The sequence below is a fragment of the Jiella endophytica genome, assembly GCF_004519335.1.
Taxonomy (GTDB): Bacteria; Pseudomonadota; Alphaproteobacteria; order Rhizobiales; family Rhizobiaceae; genus Jiella; species Jiella endophytica.
In genome coordinates, this window is the sequence record NZ_SOZD01000012.1 from 21,123 (window position 1) to 37,402 (window position 16,280).

14 protein-coding genes are annotated in these 16,280 nt (G+C 66.9%); 10 read left to right on the plus strand and 4 right to left on the minus strand.

Annotated elements, in window-relative coordinates; all coding sequences use genetic code 11:
- Window positions 1-279: 279 nt before the first annotated feature.
- The 3 genes from E3C22_RS22690 to E3C22_RS22700 all read left to right on the plus strand — a co-directional run bounded on the left by E3C22_RS22690 (window position 280) and on the right by E3C22_RS22700 (window position 4,658).
- Entirely contained in the window at window positions 280-1,653 is a 1,374-nt protein-coding gene (locus E3C22_RS22690) for a CmpA/NrtA family ABC transporter substrate-binding protein (protein WP_425365005.1), read from the plus strand.
- A 78-nt stretch (window positions 1,654-1,731) separates the two neighbouring features.
- Window positions 1,732-2,826 (plus strand): ABC transporter permease, encoded by a 1,095-nt coding sequence (locus tag E3C22_RS22695; protein ID WP_206027017.1) that lies wholly within the window; start codon window positions 1,732-1,734, stop codon window positions 2,824-2,826.
- Between the two features lie 8 nt (window positions 2,827-2,834).
- On the plus strand, window positions 2,835-4,658 hold the full coding sequence (locus E3C22_RS22700) for an ABC transporter ATP-binding protein (protein WP_134764173.1): 1,824 nt from the start codon (window positions 2,835-2,837) through the stop codon (window positions 4,656-4,658).
- Window positions 4,659-4,713: 55 nt separating this feature from the next.
- Here E3C22_RS22700 and E3C22_RS22705 read toward each other — a convergent pair whose 3' ends face one another.
- From E3C22_RS22705 to E3C22_RS22720, 4 genes are all read right to left on the minus strand, one after another.
- Window positions 4,714-5,019 (minus strand): BrnA antitoxin family protein, encoded by a 306-nt coding sequence (locus tag E3C22_RS22705; RefSeq protein WP_206027018.1) that lies wholly within the window; start codon window positions 5,017-5,019, stop codon window positions 4,714-4,716.
- A complete protein-coding gene (locus E3C22_RS22710; protein ID WP_134764174.1) occupies window positions 4,985-5,299 on the minus strand; it encodes a BrnT family toxin in 315 nt (104 codons plus the stop codon). The genes E3C22_RS22705 and E3C22_RS22710 overlap by 35 nt, the downstream gene beginning before the upstream one ends.
- An 89-nt stretch (window positions 5,300-5,388) precedes the next feature.
- On the minus strand, window positions 5,389-5,685 hold the full coding sequence (locus E3C22_RS22715; RefSeq protein ID WP_134764175.1) for a hypothetical protein: 297 nt from the start codon (window positions 5,683-5,685) through the stop codon (window positions 5,389-5,391).
- Window positions 5,648-5,941 (minus strand): BrnT family toxin, encoded by a 294-nt coding sequence (locus tag E3C22_RS22720; RefSeq protein ID WP_134764176.1) that lies wholly within the window; start codon window positions 5,939-5,941, stop codon window positions 5,648-5,650. The genes E3C22_RS22715 and E3C22_RS22720 overlap by 38 nt, the downstream gene beginning before the upstream one ends.
- Window positions 5,942-6,054: 113 nt before the next feature.
- On the opposite strand from E3C22_RS22720, the gene E3C22_RS22725 reads away from it, so the two are divergent.
- The 7 genes from E3C22_RS22725 (at window position 6,055) to E3C22_RS22760 (ending at window position 16,276) form a co-directional block, all read left to right on the plus strand.
- Window positions 6,055-6,996, plus strand: coding sequence for a GAF domain-containing protein (locus tag E3C22_RS22725; protein ID WP_134764177.1), 942 nt, complete (start codon window positions 6,055-6,057; stop codon window positions 6,994-6,996).
- Window positions 6,997-7,007: 11 nt separating this feature from the next.
- On the plus strand, window positions 7,008-9,455 hold the full coding sequence (gene nirB / locus E3C22_RS22730) for a nitrite reductase large subunit NirB (protein ID WP_134764178.1): 2,448 nt from the start codon (window positions 7,008-7,010) through the stop codon (window positions 9,453-9,455).
- On the plus strand, window positions 9,455-9,805 hold the full coding sequence (nirD, locus tag E3C22_RS22735) for a nitrite reductase small subunit NirD (RefSeq protein WP_134764179.1): 351 nt from the start codon (window positions 9,455-9,457) through the stop codon (window positions 9,803-9,805). The genes nirB and nirD overlap by 1 nt, the downstream gene beginning before the upstream one ends.
- A gap of 166 nt (window positions 9,806-9,971) precedes the next feature.
- Window positions 9,972-10,817 (plus strand): formate/nitrite transporter family protein, encoded by an 846-nt coding sequence (locus E3C22_RS22740; protein WP_134764180.1) that lies wholly within the window; start codon window positions 9,972-9,974, stop codon window positions 10,815-10,817.
- A 30-nt stretch (window positions 10,818-10,847) separates the two neighbouring features.
- A complete protein-coding gene (locus E3C22_RS22745; protein WP_134764181.1) occupies window positions 10,848-12,725 on the plus strand; it encodes a bifunctional protein-serine/threonine kinase/phosphatase in 1,878 nt (625 codons plus the stop codon).
- Window positions 12,726-12,774: 49 nt separating this feature from the next.
- The gene (cynS, locus tag E3C22_RS22750) at window positions 12,775-13,230 is read left to right on the plus strand and encodes a cyanase (protein WP_134764182.1); all 456 of its coding nucleotides are present in this window, start codon (window positions 12,775-12,777) and stop codon (window positions 13,228-13,230) included.
- Window positions 13,231-13,582: 352 nt separating this feature from the next.
- Window positions 13,583-16,276, plus strand: coding sequence for a nitrate reductase (locus tag E3C22_RS22760; RefSeq protein WP_134764183.1), 2,694 nt, complete (start codon window positions 13,583-13,585; stop codon window positions 16,274-16,276).
- Window positions 16,277-16,280: the final 4 nt, after the last annotated feature.

The window sequence follows — 16,280 nt, forward strand, 5'->3', positions numbered from 1 at the left end:
GTGCAGAATTCCGCTTCGCTTAAAAATCCTGCGAAAACAACGTTTCTCGCATTGCACCATGCCACGAGCTGTTCTAAAGAAACACTCTAGGCGGTCGTGACCGCCTGAAAGTTTCGACGTCCAAAGGCGGGCGTCACTGGCAAGGCTGCCGACACTTCTTTGTAACGCCACAGCGTAAGACGCGTGGCGGGAAGCGTCGGGCAGCCTTTTTTGTTTCCAAAAACAGATCAGCCGGCGGTAACCCCGCTCCGGGCAACGGGAGAGCTTTTGTTCATGCCCATGGTGACTTCGATAACCCGACGTTTCTTCCTGGGAGCAACGCTCGCCGGCGCCGCCTTTGCCTGGCAGCCGGCCGGCGCCGAGATGCTGATCCCGGAAAAGGACGAATTGAAATTCGGCTTCATCAAGCTGACCGACATGGCGCCGCTCGCCATCGCCAAGGAGAAGCACTTCTTCGAGGACGAGGGGCTCTATGTCACGCTGGAGCCCCAGGCGAACTGGAAGGTGCTGCTCGACCGGGTGATCACCGGCGAGCTCGACGGCGCCCACATGCTGGCCGGCCAGCCACTTGCGGCGACCATCGGCTTCGGCACCAAGGCCCACATCGTCACGCCCTTCTCGATGGACCTCAACGGCAACGGCATCACCGTGTCGAATGCCGTCTGGGAGGAGATGAAGAAGGCCATTCCGACAAATGCCGACGGCATGCCCCAGCACCCGATCCCGGCCTCGGCGCTGAAGCCGGTGGTGGAGCAGTATCGGGCGGCCGGCAAGCCGTTCAACATGGGTATGGTGTTCCCGGTCTCGACCCACAATTACGAGCTGCGCTACTGGCTCGCCGCCGGCGGGCTCAATCCCGGCTTCTACACGCCGACCGACACGTCCGGTCAGGTCAAGGCCGACGTGCTTCTCTCGGTGACGCCGCCGCCGCAGATGCCGGCGACGCTCGAGGCCGGCACCATCCAGGGCTACTGCGTCGGCGAGCCTTGGAACCAGGCGGCGGTGTTCAAGGGCATCGGCGTTCCGGTGATCACCGACTACGAGATCTGGAAAGACAATCCCGAAAAGGTCTTCGGGATGACGGCGAAGTTCGTCGAGGAGAATCCCGAGACGGCCGTCGCCGTCACCAAGGCGCTGATCCGCGCCGGCAAGTGGCTCGACGAGAGCCCGGAAAACCGCAAGGAAGCCGTCGAGATCCTGTCGCGGCCCGAATATGTCGGCGCCGACGCCGAGGTGATCGCCAATTCGATGACCGGCACCTTCGAATACGAGAAGGGCGACAAGCGCGAGGTCCCGGACTTCAACGTCTTCTTCCGCTACTTCGCCACCTATCCCTATTATTCCGACGCGGTCTGGTATCTCACCCAGATGCGCCGCTGGGGACAGATCTCCGAGGAAAAGCCGGACGAGTGGTATGCCGAGACGGCGAAGAGCGTCTACCGGCCGGACATCTACAGGACGGCCGCCGCTTCGCTGATCGACGACGGCCTCCTCGAAGCGTCCGACATTCCCGAGACCGACGGCTACAAGCCGGCGACCGACGCCTTCATCGACCATGTCGAATACGACGGCCGCAAGCCCAACGCCTATCTCGAGAAGTTCTCGATCGGCCTGAAGGGCAAGGAAGACGTCGCCTCGCTCGCCTCGAACTGAGCCCGGCGCCCACGGCATCCGGCGCAGCCCTGCGCCGGGTCTTCGGGGCGGTCACCGATCCAAGGACATGGCTTCACGATGAGCACTGCTTCCGACTTCATGGGCCACGAACTGTCCGAGGCCGAGCGCCGGATCCTGAGGCGCGAAAAGCGCATGATGCGGATCACCAGGGCCACCGGCCCGTTGACCGCCATCGGGCTCGGTTGGTCGGTACCGATCGCCAGGATCGCCGCCGGCGACGATCCGCGGGCCAATCTGAAAGGCCTCTGGCAGGGGCTCTGCGTGCCGCTGATCGGCATTCTCGCCTTCCTCGCGGTCTGGGCGGCGCTCGCCCCGACGGTCCAGACCTCGCTCGGTACCGTGCCGGGGCCCGCGGCCGTGTGGGGGCAGGTCGAGGCGCTCTATGCCGACTACGAACGCTCTTCGGCCGACAGGGCGGCGTTCTACGAGCGCCAGGACGAGCGGAATCAGAAGCTGGTCGCTGCCGGCCATGCCGACCGCGTCAAGGTCCGCGACTATACCGGCGCGCCGACCTATCCCGAGCAGATCCTCACCAGTCTTGAGACGGTGTTTCTCGGTTTCGTGCTGGCAACGCTGATTGCCGTGCCGGTGGGAATCGCCTGCGGTCTCTCGCCGACCGTCAACGGCGCGCTCAACCCGCTGATCCAGATCTTCAAGCCGGTCTCGCCGCTCGCCTGGCTGCCGATCGTCACGATGATCGTCTCGGCGCTCTATGTGAACGCCTCGGACGCGCTGCCGAAATCGATGGTCGTCTCGGCGATCACCGTCACGCTCTGCTCGCTCTGGCCGACGCTGATCAACACCGCGCTCGGTGTCGCCTCGATCGACAAGGACCTCGTCAATGTCGGCAAGGTGCTGCAGCTGTCGACGGCGAAGACCATCACCAAGCTGGTGCTTCCCTCGGCGATGCCGCTGATCTTCACGGGTCTGAGACTGTCGCTGGGCGTCGGCTGGATGGTGCTGATCGCCGCCGAGATGCTCGCCCAGAATCCCGGCCTCGGCAAGTTCGTCTGGGACGAGTTCCAGAACGGCTCCTCGGATTCGCTGGCCCGGATCATCGTCGCCGTCATCACCATCGGCATCGTCGGCTTCGTCCTCGACCGGATCATGGCCGCACTGCAGGCCGCCTTCACCTTCTCCGGCACGCGGTGAGCGCGATCATGAGCACTCCGAAACCGACGAAGACGCAGTCTCAAAACCCCGCCCGGGCTCCCATCATCGAACTGAAATCGGTTTCCAAGAGCTACGGCGAGGGCAAGGACCGCGCCGAGATCCTGAAGAACCTCGACCTCGCGGTCGCCGAGGGCGAGTTCGTGGCGATCGTCGGCTTCTCCGGCTCCGGCAAGACGACGCTGATCTCGCTTCTCGCCGGGTTGATCCTGCCGGACCAGGGCTCCGTCCTGATGCGAGGCGAGACGGTGACCGGCCCCGGCCCCGAGCGCGGCCTCGTCTTCCAGTCCTATTCGCTGATGCCCTGGCTCACCGTGCGCGGCAACGTCGCGCTTGCCGTCGATACGGTCTTCGCCAAAGAGCCGAAGGCCGACCGCCAGGCGCGGATCGAGAAATACATCGCGATGGTCGGCCTCTCCCATGCGGCGGAACGCAAGTCGGCGGAGCTTTCCGGCGGCATGCGCCAGCGCGTCTCGGTTGCACGGGCGCTGGCGATGAGCCCGGAAATCCTGCTTCTCGACGAGCCGCTCTCGGCCCTCGACGCGCTGACGCGGGCAAAGCTCCAGGACGAGTTCGCGGCGATCAGCCAGATCGAGAAGAAGACGATCATCCTCATCACCAACGACGTCGACGAGGCGATCCTGCTCGCCGACCGGATCGTGCCGCTCGACCCCGGCCCCCGCGCGACGCTCGGCCCCTCCTTCGCCGTCGACCTGCCGCATCCGCGCGATCGCACGGCGATGAACACCAGCGACGCCTTCAAGCGGCTGAGGCGCGAGGTGACGAACTATCTGATGGAAAAGGGCCGCGATGCGAGCGCCGAGGCGGGCGACCCGGTCAGCCTGCCGAATGTCACGCCGATCACCGTCGGGGCGAAGAAGCGCGCGCCGGCGCCGGACCTGCCCAAGGCCTGGCTCGACGCCGCCCGCTCGCCGATCGAACGCGGCTTCGTCGAGTTCTTCGAGGTCCGTAAGGTCTATCCGACGCCGAAGGGGCCGCTCACCGTCGTCGACGGCTTCGACCTGAAGATGGAAAAGGGCGAGTTCGTCACGCTGATCGGCCATTCCGGCTGCGGCAAGTCGACGGTCCTGTCGATGGCGGCGGGCCTTGCCGACATCTCCTCCGGCGGCATCGTCCTCGACGGTCGCGAGGTTTCAGGCGCCGGACCCGACCGCGCGGTGGTGTTTCAAGCGCCGTCGCTGATGCCCTGGCTGACGGCGCGCGAAAACGTCGCCCTCGGGGTCGATCGGGTCTATCCGAACGCCACCCCGGCCGAGCGCCGGGACGTCGTCGAGCATTATCTCCACCGCGTCGGCCTCGGGGACGCCATGCACCGCAAGGCCGCCGACCTCTCCAACGGCATGAAGCAGCGCGTCGGTATCGCCCGCGCCTTCGCCCTGTCGCCGAAGCTACTCCTCCTCGACGAACCCTTCGGCATGCTGGATTCCCTGACGCGCTGGGAGCTTCAGGACGTTCTCATGGACGTCTGGAAGCGCACCCAGGTGACGGCTGTCTGCGTCACCCACGACGTCGACGAGGCGATCCTCCTCGCCGACAAGGTGGTGATGATGACCAACGGGCCGAAGGCGAAGATCGGCAAGATCATGACCGTCGATCTGCCGCGGCCGCGCAGCCGCAAGGCGCTGATGGAGCACCCCGACTACTATCTCTATCGCGAGCAGCTCCTGAGCTTCCTCGAGGAATACGAAGGCGGCGCTCGGCCGAACGAGGCGGTGGAGGGTGCGGCCTCGGCAGGATCAAAGAACGATGAAGCCGCGATCTCGCCGAGCACCAAGGCGAGAGAGGCAGCCTGATGCACGCTCGTTCGCTCCCCAGACAGATAGCTTCTGTCGTTGGCGGCCCGTCCGGCTATTCGGCCGCCTGCTTGCGGGCAATGAACTCGCGCAAGGCATCGTTGAGATGGCGCTGCCAATCGTCGCCGAATTCACGCTTGAAATGGTCGGCGACGTCGAATTCGATCTCCGCCATGAAAAACCGGCGGGGCGGCGCCGTGACCGGCTCGAAGAACGACGGCGGCATCACCTCGCGCGCCGGACGCATGCGGGCCCAGTCCTCGTCGGTCAGCGGCGGATTGTCGGGATCGGACAGGGCAGCCGCGGTAATGGCGGCGTCTTCGTCGTCACTGATCGGCTCTGTCAGCCATGGCTTTTTCATAGACAAGCCTCTCGCGTTTGTTGGCCTTGCGCAAACTTATGACCCGAATGATCGTCGTTCCAGCCATCGCGCCGATACGGCGGGCGTAGACGAGAACATGGAGGCGTCCGCCGATCGGGCCCGTCGCGATAAACCTCTCTTCGCCATAGTTGAATCTCGTATCCGGCTGAATGATCGCGTTGTTTCGATCCAGCGATGGCGCGGTCGTGAAATCGATCCCATGCTTGGCGATGTTCATGAGACGCTTGGTTTCGTCCCAAGCGTAAACGTCGCCGCCCATTGCGCCAATCCCCCTAGCCGCCCGACTCCCCCGGAGAGAATTCTAGAAGTTTACAATTTAAAGGTCACGAATAACCAGAACGACGTGTCCTACTCAGCGGCCTCGTCCTTGCGCTCCGTCGCAGCGCGCAGGACGTCGCGCATCTCCTCCTCCCAGTCGGGACCGAATTTTTCCTTGAAATGCGCGACGACCTCGTCGGCGACGAAGACGGCCTTCGTCCCGGTGAGCTTTTCGAACAGCTCGCGGGGCATCACGTCGCGGGCCGGCCGCATCTGCTCCAATTCCTCGTCGGTGAGCGGCGGATTGTCGGGGTCGGAGAGCGCCGCCGCGGTGATGGCGGCGTCCTCCTCAGGGGTCGGATGGATTAGCGGACGTCTTCTTCTCATAACGCAAGACCTCGCGTTCATTCGCCTTTCTGAGACTTATAACCCGGACCGCATCGCCCCGGTAGGTGAAGACCATGACGTAGAGCCGGTCGTCGATCGGTGCCTTGGCCTGAAAACGCTCTTCTCCATAGGCATGTCTGACATCGGCCTCGATGTCCGCCGTCTTGAGGTCGAAACGCCGTGCCAGCGCGAAGTCGACCCCATGCTTGGCGAGATTGCCGGCGCGCTTGTGATCGTCCCACTCGAACTCGGCCATCCCGCACTCGCCCGAACCACTGCCGCCACTTTAGGTCGCACCGTCGGGCGCTGCAAATTTTCGTCGTCGGCAGGATTGGTCGGCCCGCAACCATTCACGGAAGGGCGCGCCGCATGAGCGCTATCATGGACCCTGCGACCGCAACCACCCGCACCTTCGTCGAAGCGACCGAAGTGTGGGTGCCGAAGGATGGCCGGCTGGTCTGGTCGAGCGGCAATTACGGCGCCCTCGACGCCTTCGCCGCGGTCTCGGAAGAAAAGAGCTTCGGCAAAGGCGAGGGCCTGCCCGGCAAGGCCTGGGACGAGGCCCGCCCGGTCGTGCTGAAGGCCTTCGACGGGTCGTATTTCCAGCGCGCCGAAGCGGCACGGGCGGCCGGCCTCACCAGCGCCGTTGCGGTGCCGGTCTTTGCCGGCAGCGAGCTGAAGGCCGTCGTCGTGGTGCTCTGCGCCGACGACGACCAGCGCACCGGCGCCATCGAGGTCTGGTGCGAGGCGAACGGGCTTCTGATGCTCGACGACGGCTATTACGGCGCCGCCCGGCATTTCGAGTGGGTCTCCCAGCATACCCACTTCCCGCCCGGCCAGGGCCTGCCCGGCGGAGTCTGGGCGGCCAATGCGCCGATGCTGATGCGCGATCTCGGCTCCGGCTATCGCTTCATCCGCGCCGACAGCGCCGGCAAGGCGGGCCTCACCACCGGCCTCGGCCTGCCGATCGCCGTGCCGGGTCGGCAGACCTACGTGCTGACGCTCTTGTCCGCGCGCGGCACGCCGATCGCCCGTCGCTTCGAGCTGTGGAACGCCCGCTCGTCGCGCAGCGGCGCGGCGAGCGAGGCAGCACTCGCCGACGGCATCTGCCAGCGCGAGGGGCCGCTCTGGAACGACGAGCACGAGCGCCGCGTCGCCGCGTGGCAGGGGCCGATCGGCGAGGTCCTCGGCACCGGCCTGCCGCTCGTCAAATACGACACCGCACTCCTGACGGCCGGCTACGCCTCGATGGTGGCCCTCCCGATCTACCGGGACGGAACGCTCGCCCACGTCGTCGCCTGGTACTACTGAAAGGATCCTCCATGCAGAGACTGGTCGTCATCGGCGCCGGCATGGCTTCGGGCCGAGTGCTCGAAACGCTCTTCGAAACCGATCCCGACGCCTTCGCGGTCACGCTGTTCAACGCCGAACCGCGGGGCAACTACAACCGCATCATGCTCTCGCCGGTGCTCTCCGGCGAAAAGAGTTTTGAGGAAATCGTCACACACAGCGACGACTGGTATGGCGAGCACAAGGTCACCTGCCGCTTCGGCGAGAAGGTCGTCGCCATCGATCGCGCCCGCAAGGTGGTGGTGGGCGAAAAGGGCGAGGTGCCCTACGACAGGCTGATCGTCGCCACAGGATCGGTGCCCTTCATCGTCCCGGTCGAGGGACGCGACCTCGACGGCGTCATCACCTATCGCGACCTCGACGATACCAATCGGATGATCGAGGCGTCGGGGAGGCCCGGCAGCCGCGCCGTGGTCATCGGCGGCGGCCTCCTCGGGCTCGAGGCTGCGGCGGGGTTGAGGCTGCGGGGCATGGAGGTGACCGTCCTGCATCTGTCGGGCCATCTGATGGACCGCCAGCTCGACGAGGCGGCCGGCTATCTCCTGCGCAAGGATCTCGAAAAGCGCGGCATCGCCGTGATGACCCGCGCCTCGACCGAGCGGATCCTCGGCGACACCCGGGTCGAGGCCGTGGAGCTTGCCGACGGAACCCGGCTCGAGGCCGATCTCGTGGTGATGGCCGTCGGCATCCGCCCCTCCGTCGAGATCGCCAGGGCGGCGGGGCTGGCGGTCAACCGCGCCATCGTCGTCGATGCGCAGATGCGCACCTCCGACCCGGACATCTATGCCGTCGGCGAATGCGTCGAGTTCAACGGCACGCTCTTCGGCCTCGTCGCGCCGCTCTACGAACAGGCCAAGGTTCTGGCCAACTGCCTCGTCGGCAAACCCGGCAGCTTCTCAGTCAGGGAGCTCTCGACCAAGCTGAAGGTCACCGGCTGCGACCTGTTTTCCGCCGGCGATTTCTCCGTCGGCGAGGGCCGCGAGGAGATCGTCCTGCGCGACCCGTCGCAGGGCGTCTACCGCCGCCTCGTCATCGAGAACGACCGGCTGGTCGGCGCGGTGATGTATGGCGACACCGGCGACGCCAACTGGTTCTTCGACCTCATCCGCGACGGCGCTCCCGTCGCGGCGATGCGCGAGACCTTGATCTTCGGCCAGTCCTATCAGGGAGCCGCGCCGCTGGACCCTATGGCGGCCGTTGCAGCCTTGCCGGATGATGCGGAGATCTGCGGCTGCAACGGCGTCTGCAAGTCGAAGATCACCGGCGCCATTACCTCCAAGGGCCTGACGTCGCTCGACGCGGTGCGCGTCCACACCAAGGCCTCGTCCTCCTGCGGCACCTGCACCGGCCTCGTCGAGCAGTTGATGGCGCTGACGCTGGGCAATGCCTTCAACCCCCAGGCGGTCAAGCCGATGTGCGGCTGCACCGATCTCGGCCATGCGGACGTGCGCCGGCTGATCGTCGCCAAGCAGCTGAAGTCGATTCCCGAAGTGATGCAGGAGCTCGAATGGAAGACCTCCTGCGGCTGTGCCAAGTGCCGGCCGGCGCTGAACTACTATCTCATCGCCGACTGGCCGGGCGAATATGTCGATGACGACCAGTCCCGCTTCATCAACGAGCGCGTCCACGCCAACATCCAGAAGGACGGCACCTATTCCGTCGTGCCGCGCATGTGGGGCGGCATCACCTCGGCCAAGGAGCTGAGGGCGATCGCCGACGTCGCCGACAAGTTCCAGATCCCGACGGTGAAATGCACCGGCGGCCAGCGGATCGACCTCCTCGGCGTCAAAAAGGAGGACCTGCCCGCCGTCTGGGCCGACCTCAACGCTGCCGGCATGGTCTCCGGCGCTGCCTATGGCAAGGCGCTGAGAACGGTGAAGACCTGCGTCGGCACCGACTGGTGCCGCTTCGGCACGCAGGATTCCACCGGCCTCGGCGTCAGGATCGAGAAGTTCATGTGGGGCTCCTGGACCCCCGCCAAGGTGAAGATGGCGGTCTCCGGCTGCCCGCGCAACTGCGCCGAGGCGACCTGCAAGGATGTCGGCGTCATCTGCACCGACGCCGGCTACGAGATCCATTTCGCCGGCGCGGCCGGGCTCGACATCAAGGGCACCGAGGTTCTCACCCAGGTGAAGACCGAGGACGAGGCCCTGGAGATGATCGTCGCCCTCGTCCAGCTCTATCGCGAGCAGGGCCACTATCTCGAGCGCATCTACAAATGGCTGAAGCGCGTCGGCATGGAGTCGGTCCGGGCGGCCGTCGTCGATGATGCCGAGAAGCGCCGGTTCTATTTCGAACGCTTCGTCAAGAGCCAGGAGACCGCCCAGCGCGATCCCTGGGCCGATCGCGCCAGCGGCGGCGTCGCATCCCACGAATTCAGGCCGATGGCCGAGATCACCTTCAAGGAGGCGGCGGAATAATGAGCGCCTGGCATGAGATCGGCCTCGTCACCGACATTCCGCGCCGCGGCGCCCGCTGCGTCGCGACTCCCTTCGGACGGATCGCGGTGTTCCGCACCGCCGAGGACCACGTCTTTGCGACGGAGGATCGCTGCCCCCACAAGGGCGGCCCGCTCTCCCAGGGCATCGTCCACGATTCCTCGGTCACCTGCCCGCTGCACAACGCGGTGATCTCGCTCGAGAGCGGCGAGATGCGGGGGCCGGACGAGGGGCGCGTGCGGGTGTTCAAGACCCGTGTCGATCCGCTCACCAGGGTCATCGAACTGTCGCTCGCCGCCGAGGCGGCGGGCATCGTCGAAGCGGCCGAATAGGCCGAACGGCCGCCTCACGGGCGGCGTGACGGGCGCTCCCACCGGCAGGGAGCGCCGGCAATAACGACAGCCGGATGGGGAAGCGCCGATCAGGGCGTCGAGAGGGGCGAGGGATCGCTCGACGTGAAGCAACCAGCACCGAGACGTTCAATCAGGGGTTAAGGTAATGTCATATCTCGCGCCGAAGGAATTCGTGACCAAGATGGTCGATGCCGGCGAGGCGAAGATCTTCATGAGCACCAAGGACACGCTGATCCGCGCCTATATGGCCGGCGCGATCCTGGCGCTGGCGGCGGCCTTCGCCGTGACGATCACCGTCAATACCGGCAACCCGCTGGTCGGAGCGCTGCTCTTCCCGGTCGGCTTCTGCATGCTCTATCTTCTCGGTTTCGACCTACTGACCGGGGTGTTCACCCTGGTGCCGCTGGCCCTCCTCGACAAGCGCCCGGGCTGCGACCTGAAGGGTCTCGCCCGCAACTGGGGCCTCGTCTTCCTCGGCAATTTCGCCGGCGCGCTGACCGTCGCGGTCTTCATGGCGATCATCTTCACCATGGGCTTCACCAAGGCGCCCGACGCCGTCGGCGAGAAGATCGGCCACATCGGCGAGGCCCGCACGCTCGGCTACGCCGCGGCCGGCTTCGGCGGCATGCTGACGCTCTTCATCCGCGCCGTCATGTGCAACTGGATGGTCTCGACCGGCGTCGTCGCGGCGATGATGTCGACCTCGGTGACCGGCAAGGTCGTCGCCATGTGGATGCCGATCCTGGTCTTCTTCTATCTCGGCTTCGAGCATTCCATCGTGAACATGTTCCTGTTCCCCTCCGGCATCATCCTCGGCGGCCAATTCACCTGGGGCGACTATTTCCTCTACAACGAGATCCCGACGATCATCGGCAATGTCGTCGGCGGCCTCACCTTCGTCGGCGCGACCCTCTATTCGACCCATTACGGGACGCGGCAGGCCCGCAATGCCGCCGGCCCGGTCAGCCCGCTCGCCGAGCCGGCCGAGTAAGCCCGCATCGGCTGAAGACGGTCCGCCCCGATGACCCAGCCCCTGCTCCGCTCCTCCAAGGAGATCTTCCCGCGGCCCGGAAGGGCCCCGGGCGAGACGGGCAGGCCCGGGCCAGGCAGGGCGGCCGGCGGCGACATCCGCGACAGGGACGCCGGCAACGAGACGGCGGGCGACCTCGCCGTATCGCTGGGCGGCTGCTCCGAGGCCGGCCGCAAGCCGGCCAATCAGGACTTCTTCGGCGCCATCGTCCCACGCCCCCCAGCCCTCGGGCTGAAGGGCATCGCCGTCGCCATCGCCGACGGCATCTCGTCCTCCGATGTCGGGCGCGTCGCCGCCGAAACGGCGGTGAAGAGCTTCCTCACCGACTATTACTGCACCTCCGACGCCTGGAGCGTCCGTCACGCTGCCGGCCACGTCATCGCCGCGACCAACGCCTGGCTTCACGGCGAAAGCCGCCGCGCCGCCCGGACCGCCGCTTCCCATGAGGGCGCCGACCCCGACCAGGGCTTCGTCACCACCTTCAGCGCGCTGGTCCTCAAGGGACGCACGGCCCATTGCCTGCATGTCGGCGACACCCGCATCAGCCGGCTGACGCCTGACGGGATCGAGGCACTGACCGAAGATCATCGGCTGGTCCTCTCCTCCAGCGAGAACTATCTCGCCCGCGCCCTCGGCATGGAGCCCCATATCGAGATCGACTATCGCGCGCTGCCGGTTCGCGAGGGCGACGTCTTTCTTTTGACCAGCGACGGCGTCCACGAGCACCTTGCGCCAGCCGAGCTCCTGCGCATCGTCCGGCTCGGCGAAAACGACCTCGACAAGGCGGCGAAGGCGATCACGGCGGCGGCTCTGGAAAAGGGCAGCCCCGACAATCTCACGGTCCAGATCCTCCGCGTCGACCAGCTGCCCGCGACCGCCGACGAGTGGCTCGACGGCGCCGATCTCGAGCCGCCGGCTCGGATGCCGGAGGAGGGGACGGTCTTCGACGGCTGGGTGCTGGAGCGCCGGCTGCATGTCGGCCCGCGCAGCCACGTCTTTGCCGCCCGCGATGCCGAAACCGGCGAGGCCGCGGCGCTGAAATTTCTCGCCTCCGACCTTTCCGGCGATGCCGGCGCCCGCCGCGCTTTCCTGATGGAGGAGTGGATCGCCGCGCGGCTGGCCAATCCGCACTGCCTGAAGGCTCTTCCGCGGCGGCGGCCGCGCGCCGCCCTCTACACCGCCATGCAGCTGGTCGAGGGCCGCACGCTGCGCGCGGTGCTGGGCGAGACGCCGCGGATGCATCTTGCCGAGGTGCAGCGGATCGTCCGCGAGGCGGCGGCGGGGCTGCAAGCGATGCATCGCAAGGACATGGTGCATCAGGATCTTCGCCCGGAAAACCTGATGCTCGGCCGTGACGGCCACGTCACGCTGATCGATTTTGGCGCGGCAAGGGTTGCCGGCGTCGAGGAGGCCCGGCCCTTCGTCGCCGACACGCTGCCTGCCGGCGCCCTGCAGTTCGCGGCGCCGGAACAGCTTCGCAGCGAGGTCGGCCGGGTGCGCTCGGACGTCTTCTCCCTCGGGGTGCTGGCCTATCACCTCCTGACCGGCCGGCTGCCCTATGGCGCGGCGCTCGCCCGCAGCCGCACGACCCGTGAGCAGCGCGGCCTCGTCTACGAGACCGCGGCAAGCGAAGACGTCGCCGTCCCCGAATGGGTCGAGGGCGCGCTGAAGAAGGCCGTCGCCATCGATCCCGGCCGCCGCTACGCCGAGGTCGCAGAATTCGTTCACGACCTCACGCGGCCGAACCCCGATTTCGTCGGTCGCGAGCGCCAGCCGCTGGCCGTGAGGGATCCCGTCCGCTTCTGGCAGGCGGTCTCCGCCGTCCTCGCTTTCACCGTCGTCGCGCTGCTCGCCATGATCGCGACCTGACGCCATCGCCTCTCAACCGTCATCGCCTCTCAACCGAAGGAGCCCCACCATGACCGACGACATCATGACCCGCGACGACGTGACGGTGCTCGTCCTCGCCGCCCGCAAGCGCAAGAAGCTGTCCTGGGAGACGATCGCCGCCGAGATCGGCATGTCGCCGATCTGGACTCACATGATGGCGACCGGCATGGGCGCCTGCCCGAAGGACAAGGCGGAGATCCTCGGCCGCCTCCTCGACCTGCCTCAGGCCGCCGTCGAGGAGTTGCAGGAATGTCCGAGCAAGGACTGGAACCGCGACATCCCGACCGACCCGTGCATCTACCGGCTCTACGAGATCGCCGGCGTGTTCGGCCCGTCCTTCAAGGCGATGGTCCACGAGATGTTCGGCGACGGCATCATGTCGGCGATCGATTTCGACATGGTGGTGTCAAAGGTCGAGGACCCGAAGGGCGACCGGGTGAAGGTCGAAATGACGGGGAAATTCCTGCCCTACAAGAAGTGGTGAGGGCCGGGTCCCGGCCGGCTGGGGGGCCGGGGGTGAAGGACCGGCGAGGCTGTCGGTAGCGGTCTCCGGGTGGCTGTTGCTCTGATGCCCTGGTGCTTTGCAGTGCTTTGCACCCCCCTCTGTCCTGCCGGACATCTCCCCCTCAAGGGGGGAGATCGGCAGCTTCCTGCCTTGCGGCACGTCTGCAATGCGCCGCTGGGACTGGCGGCAGTGGAGAGGCGATGCCGTCGAACCAGGTCCAATCTCCCCCCTTGAGGGGGAGATGGCTGGCAAGCCAGAGGGGGGTATCCCGTCGCAACCTTCTCCGAACCGAGATCTGATCAGCGTCGAACGAGCATAAAAGGACACATCGATGCATCCTGCGCCGCCGCAACGAACCGTCCGCACCACCTGCGCCTATTGCGGCGTCGGCTGCGGCGTGCTGGCGACGCCGAAACCGGACGGCAGCGTCGCGATCGCCGGCGATCCCGACCATCCGGCGAATTTCGGCCGGCTGTGCTCGAAGGGCTCGGCCCTCGGCGAGACGCTGCAGCTCGAAGGCCGGCGGCTCCATCCCACCCATCACGGCGTTCGCACAGACTGGGACACCGCCCTCGATCTCGTCGCCCGCCGCTTTTCCGAGACCATCGCCGAGCACGGGCCGGATGCGGTCGCCTTCTACGTCTCCGGCCAGCTCCTCACCGAGGACTACTATGTCGCCAACAAGCTGATGAAGGGCTTCGTCGGCTCGGCCAATATCGACACCAATTCGCGGCTCTGCATGGCCTCCTCGGTCGCCGGCCACCGCCGCGCCTTCGGCGCCGACACCGTTCCCGGCACCTATGAGGATCTCGAGCAGGCCGATCTCGTCGTGCTGGTCGGCTCGAACCTCGCCTGGTGCCATCCGGTGGTCTATCAGCGGCTCGCCGCGGCGAAGGCCGCAAGGCCCGCGACGAAGGCGGTGCTGATCGATCCGCGCCGGACGATGACGGCGGATATCGCCGATCTCCATCTGCCGATCGAGAGCGATGGCGACGTCGCCCTCTTCGCCGGCCTTCTCGCCTTCCTGAAATCCTCGGACGCGATCGACACCGACTATGTCGAAGCCCATACCCGCGGCTTCGGGGAAGCGCTCGATGCTGCCGGCAGCCTCGACATTGCCGCAGTGGCCGCGGCGACGGGCCTCGACGCGCGGGAGGTCCGCAGCTTCTACGAGCTCTTTGCCCGGACCGAGAAGGTCGTCACCGTCTACAGCCAGGGGGTCAACCAGTCGGTCCGCGGCACCGACAAGGTCAATGCGATCGTCAACTGCCATCTCGCCACCGGCCGCATCGGCCGGCCCGGCATGGGGCCCTTCTCGATCACCGGCCAGCCGAACGCCATGGGCGGGCGCGAGGTCGGCGGCATGGCCAACATGCTCGCCGCCCATATGGCGATCGAGGACGAAACCCACCGGGGGATCGTCCAGCGATTCTGGAATGCGCCGCAGATCGCCGACAGGCCGGGGCTGAAGGCGGTCGAGATGTTTCGGGCCGTCGCGGACGGCAGGATCAAGACGATCTGGATCATGGGCACCAATCCGGTGGTCTCGATGCCAGAGGCCGACTTCGTTGCGGGAGCCCTCGCCGCCTGTCCCTTCGTCGTCGTCTCCGACGTCGTCGAGCGGACCGACACGCTGAAATACGCCGCCATCTCGCTTCCCGCCGCAGCCTGGGGCGAGAAGGACGGCACCGTGACCAATTCCGAGCGCCGGATCTCGCGCCAGCGCGCCTTCCTGCCCTTGCCGGGGGAGGCGCGACCCGACTGGTGGATCGTCTGCGAGGTGGCAAGGCGCATGGGCGCCGCCGGTGCCTTCTCTTATTCCGGCCCGGCGGCGATCTTCGACGAACATGCAAGGCTTTCGGCCGAGGCGAACGGCGGCAGCCGCGACTTCGACATCGGCGGGCTCGCCGGGCTCGATGCCGACGCGTATGACGCGATGGCCCCGACGCAATGGCCGCGCCCGGCGGGTGCTGCGACCGGGCCGGCAAATGGCGACACGCGCTTCTTTGCCTCAGGCGGCTTCTACCATGCGGACGGCCGCGCCCGCTTCGTGCCGGTAGAGGTGGATGCGCCCGCCGAAAAGGCGGGGGCCAAAGCGGCGCCGGGCGGTCTGATCCTCAATACCGGCAGGGTGCGCGACCACTGGCACACCATGACCCGGACCGGCCTGTCGCCGCGTCTCTCGGCCCATATCGCCGAGCCCTATGCCGAGCTGCATCCGGCGGACGCCGCAAGGCTCGGCCTCGGCGAGGCCGATCTGGCGGTGGTGGTCTCGCCGCGCGGCAGCGCCGTCGTCCGCGTCCTCGTCAGTGGCAGGCAGCGGCCGGGTTCGGTCTTCGTGCCGATGCACTGGAGCGGCCAGAACGCCTCCGGTGGGCGGATCGACGCGCTGGTGGGCTCGGCCACCGATCCGGTGTCCGGCCAGCCCGGACTGAAGGCCACCAGGGTCGATGTCAGGAGATTCGAGGCGGCCTGGTACGGCTTTGCCGTGACGGCGGAGCGGCCGGAGACGGCAGGCTTCGACTATTTCGCTCTGGCACGGACGGGTGGCGGCTACCGGCTCGAGATCGCCGGCCTGGCTGCGCTCGAGGATCCCGCTTTGCTCGCCGAGGCGCTGTCCGGCATGCCGCGGTCGGCGATCCTCGCCTATCACGACCGCACCTCGGGGGCTCATCGCTTCGCCGCCTTCGATGGCGATCGGCTCGTCGCCGCGGTCTATCTTTCGAAAGAGCCCGTCGCGGTCTCCCGCGTCTGGGCGGCGTCGGCGCTCGAAGCCGCCCACGCCCCGCGCGAGCGCTATCTTCTCTTGGCCGGTCGCGGCGGCGCGGGGCGGCCGGATCCCGGCGCCATCGTCTGTTCCTGCTTTTCGGTGGGGGTGAACGAGATCACCGCGGCCGTCGCTTCGGGCAGGGCCGCCGGCGTCGCGGAGATCGGCCGGCTGCTCAAGGCCGGCACCAATTGCGGCTCCTGCCGCAGCGAGATCCAGGGGATCATCGACGGCGCCGGGCTCGAACGCACGGCGTGACTCA

Bases quoted from the DNA above. Each gene is read 5' to 3' on its own strand.
- E3C22_RS22690 (WP_425365005.1), top strand. From the start codon at position 280: ATGGTGACTTCGATAACCCGACGTTTCTTCCTGGGAGCAACGCTCGCC.
- E3C22_RS22695 (WP_206027017.1), top strand. From the start codon at position 1,732: ATGAGCACTGCTTCCGACTTCATGGGCCACGAACTGTCCGAGGCCGAG.
- E3C22_RS22700 (WP_134764173.1), top strand. From the start codon at position 2,835: ATGAGCACTCCGAAACCGACGAAGACGCAGTCTCAAAACCCCGCCCGG.
- E3C22_RS22705 (WP_206027018.1), bottom strand. From the start codon at position 5,019: ATGAAAAAGCCATGGCTGACAGAGCCGATCAGTGACGACGAAGACGCC.
- E3C22_RS22710 (WP_134764174.1), bottom strand. From the start codon at position 5,299: ATGGGCGGCGACGTTTACGCTTGGGACGAAACCAAGCGTCTCATGAAC.
- E3C22_RS22715 (WP_134764175.1), bottom strand. From the start codon at position 5,685: ATGAGAAGAAGACGTCCGCTAATCCATCCGACCCCTGAGGAGGACGCC.
- E3C22_RS22720 (WP_134764176.1), bottom strand. From the start codon at position 5,941: ATGGCCGAGTTCGAGTGGGACGATCACAAGCGCGCCGGCAATCTCGCC.
- E3C22_RS22725 (WP_134764177.1), top strand. From the start codon at position 6,055: ATGAGCGCTATCATGGACCCTGCGACCGCAACCACCCGCACCTTCGTC.
- nirB (WP_134764178.1), top strand. From the start codon at position 7,008: ATGCAGAGACTGGTCGTCATCGGCGCCGGCATGGCTTCGGGCCGAGTG.
- nirD (WP_134764179.1), top strand. From the start codon at position 9,455: ATGAGCGCCTGGCATGAGATCGGCCTCGTCACCGACATTCCGCGCCGC.
- E3C22_RS22740 (WP_134764180.1), top strand. From the start codon at position 9,972: ATGTCATATCTCGCGCCGAAGGAATTCGTGACCAAGATGGTCGATGCC.
- E3C22_RS22745 (WP_134764181.1), top strand. From the start codon at position 10,848: ATGACCCAGCCCCTGCTCCGCTCCTCCAAGGAGATCTTCCCGCGGCCC.
- cynS (WP_134764182.1), top strand. From the start codon at position 12,775: ATGACCGACGACATCATGACCCGCGACGACGTGACGGTGCTCGTCCTC.
- E3C22_RS22760 (WP_134764183.1), top strand. From the start codon at position 13,583: ATGCATCCTGCGCCGCCGCAACGAACCGTCCGCACCACCTGCGCCTAT.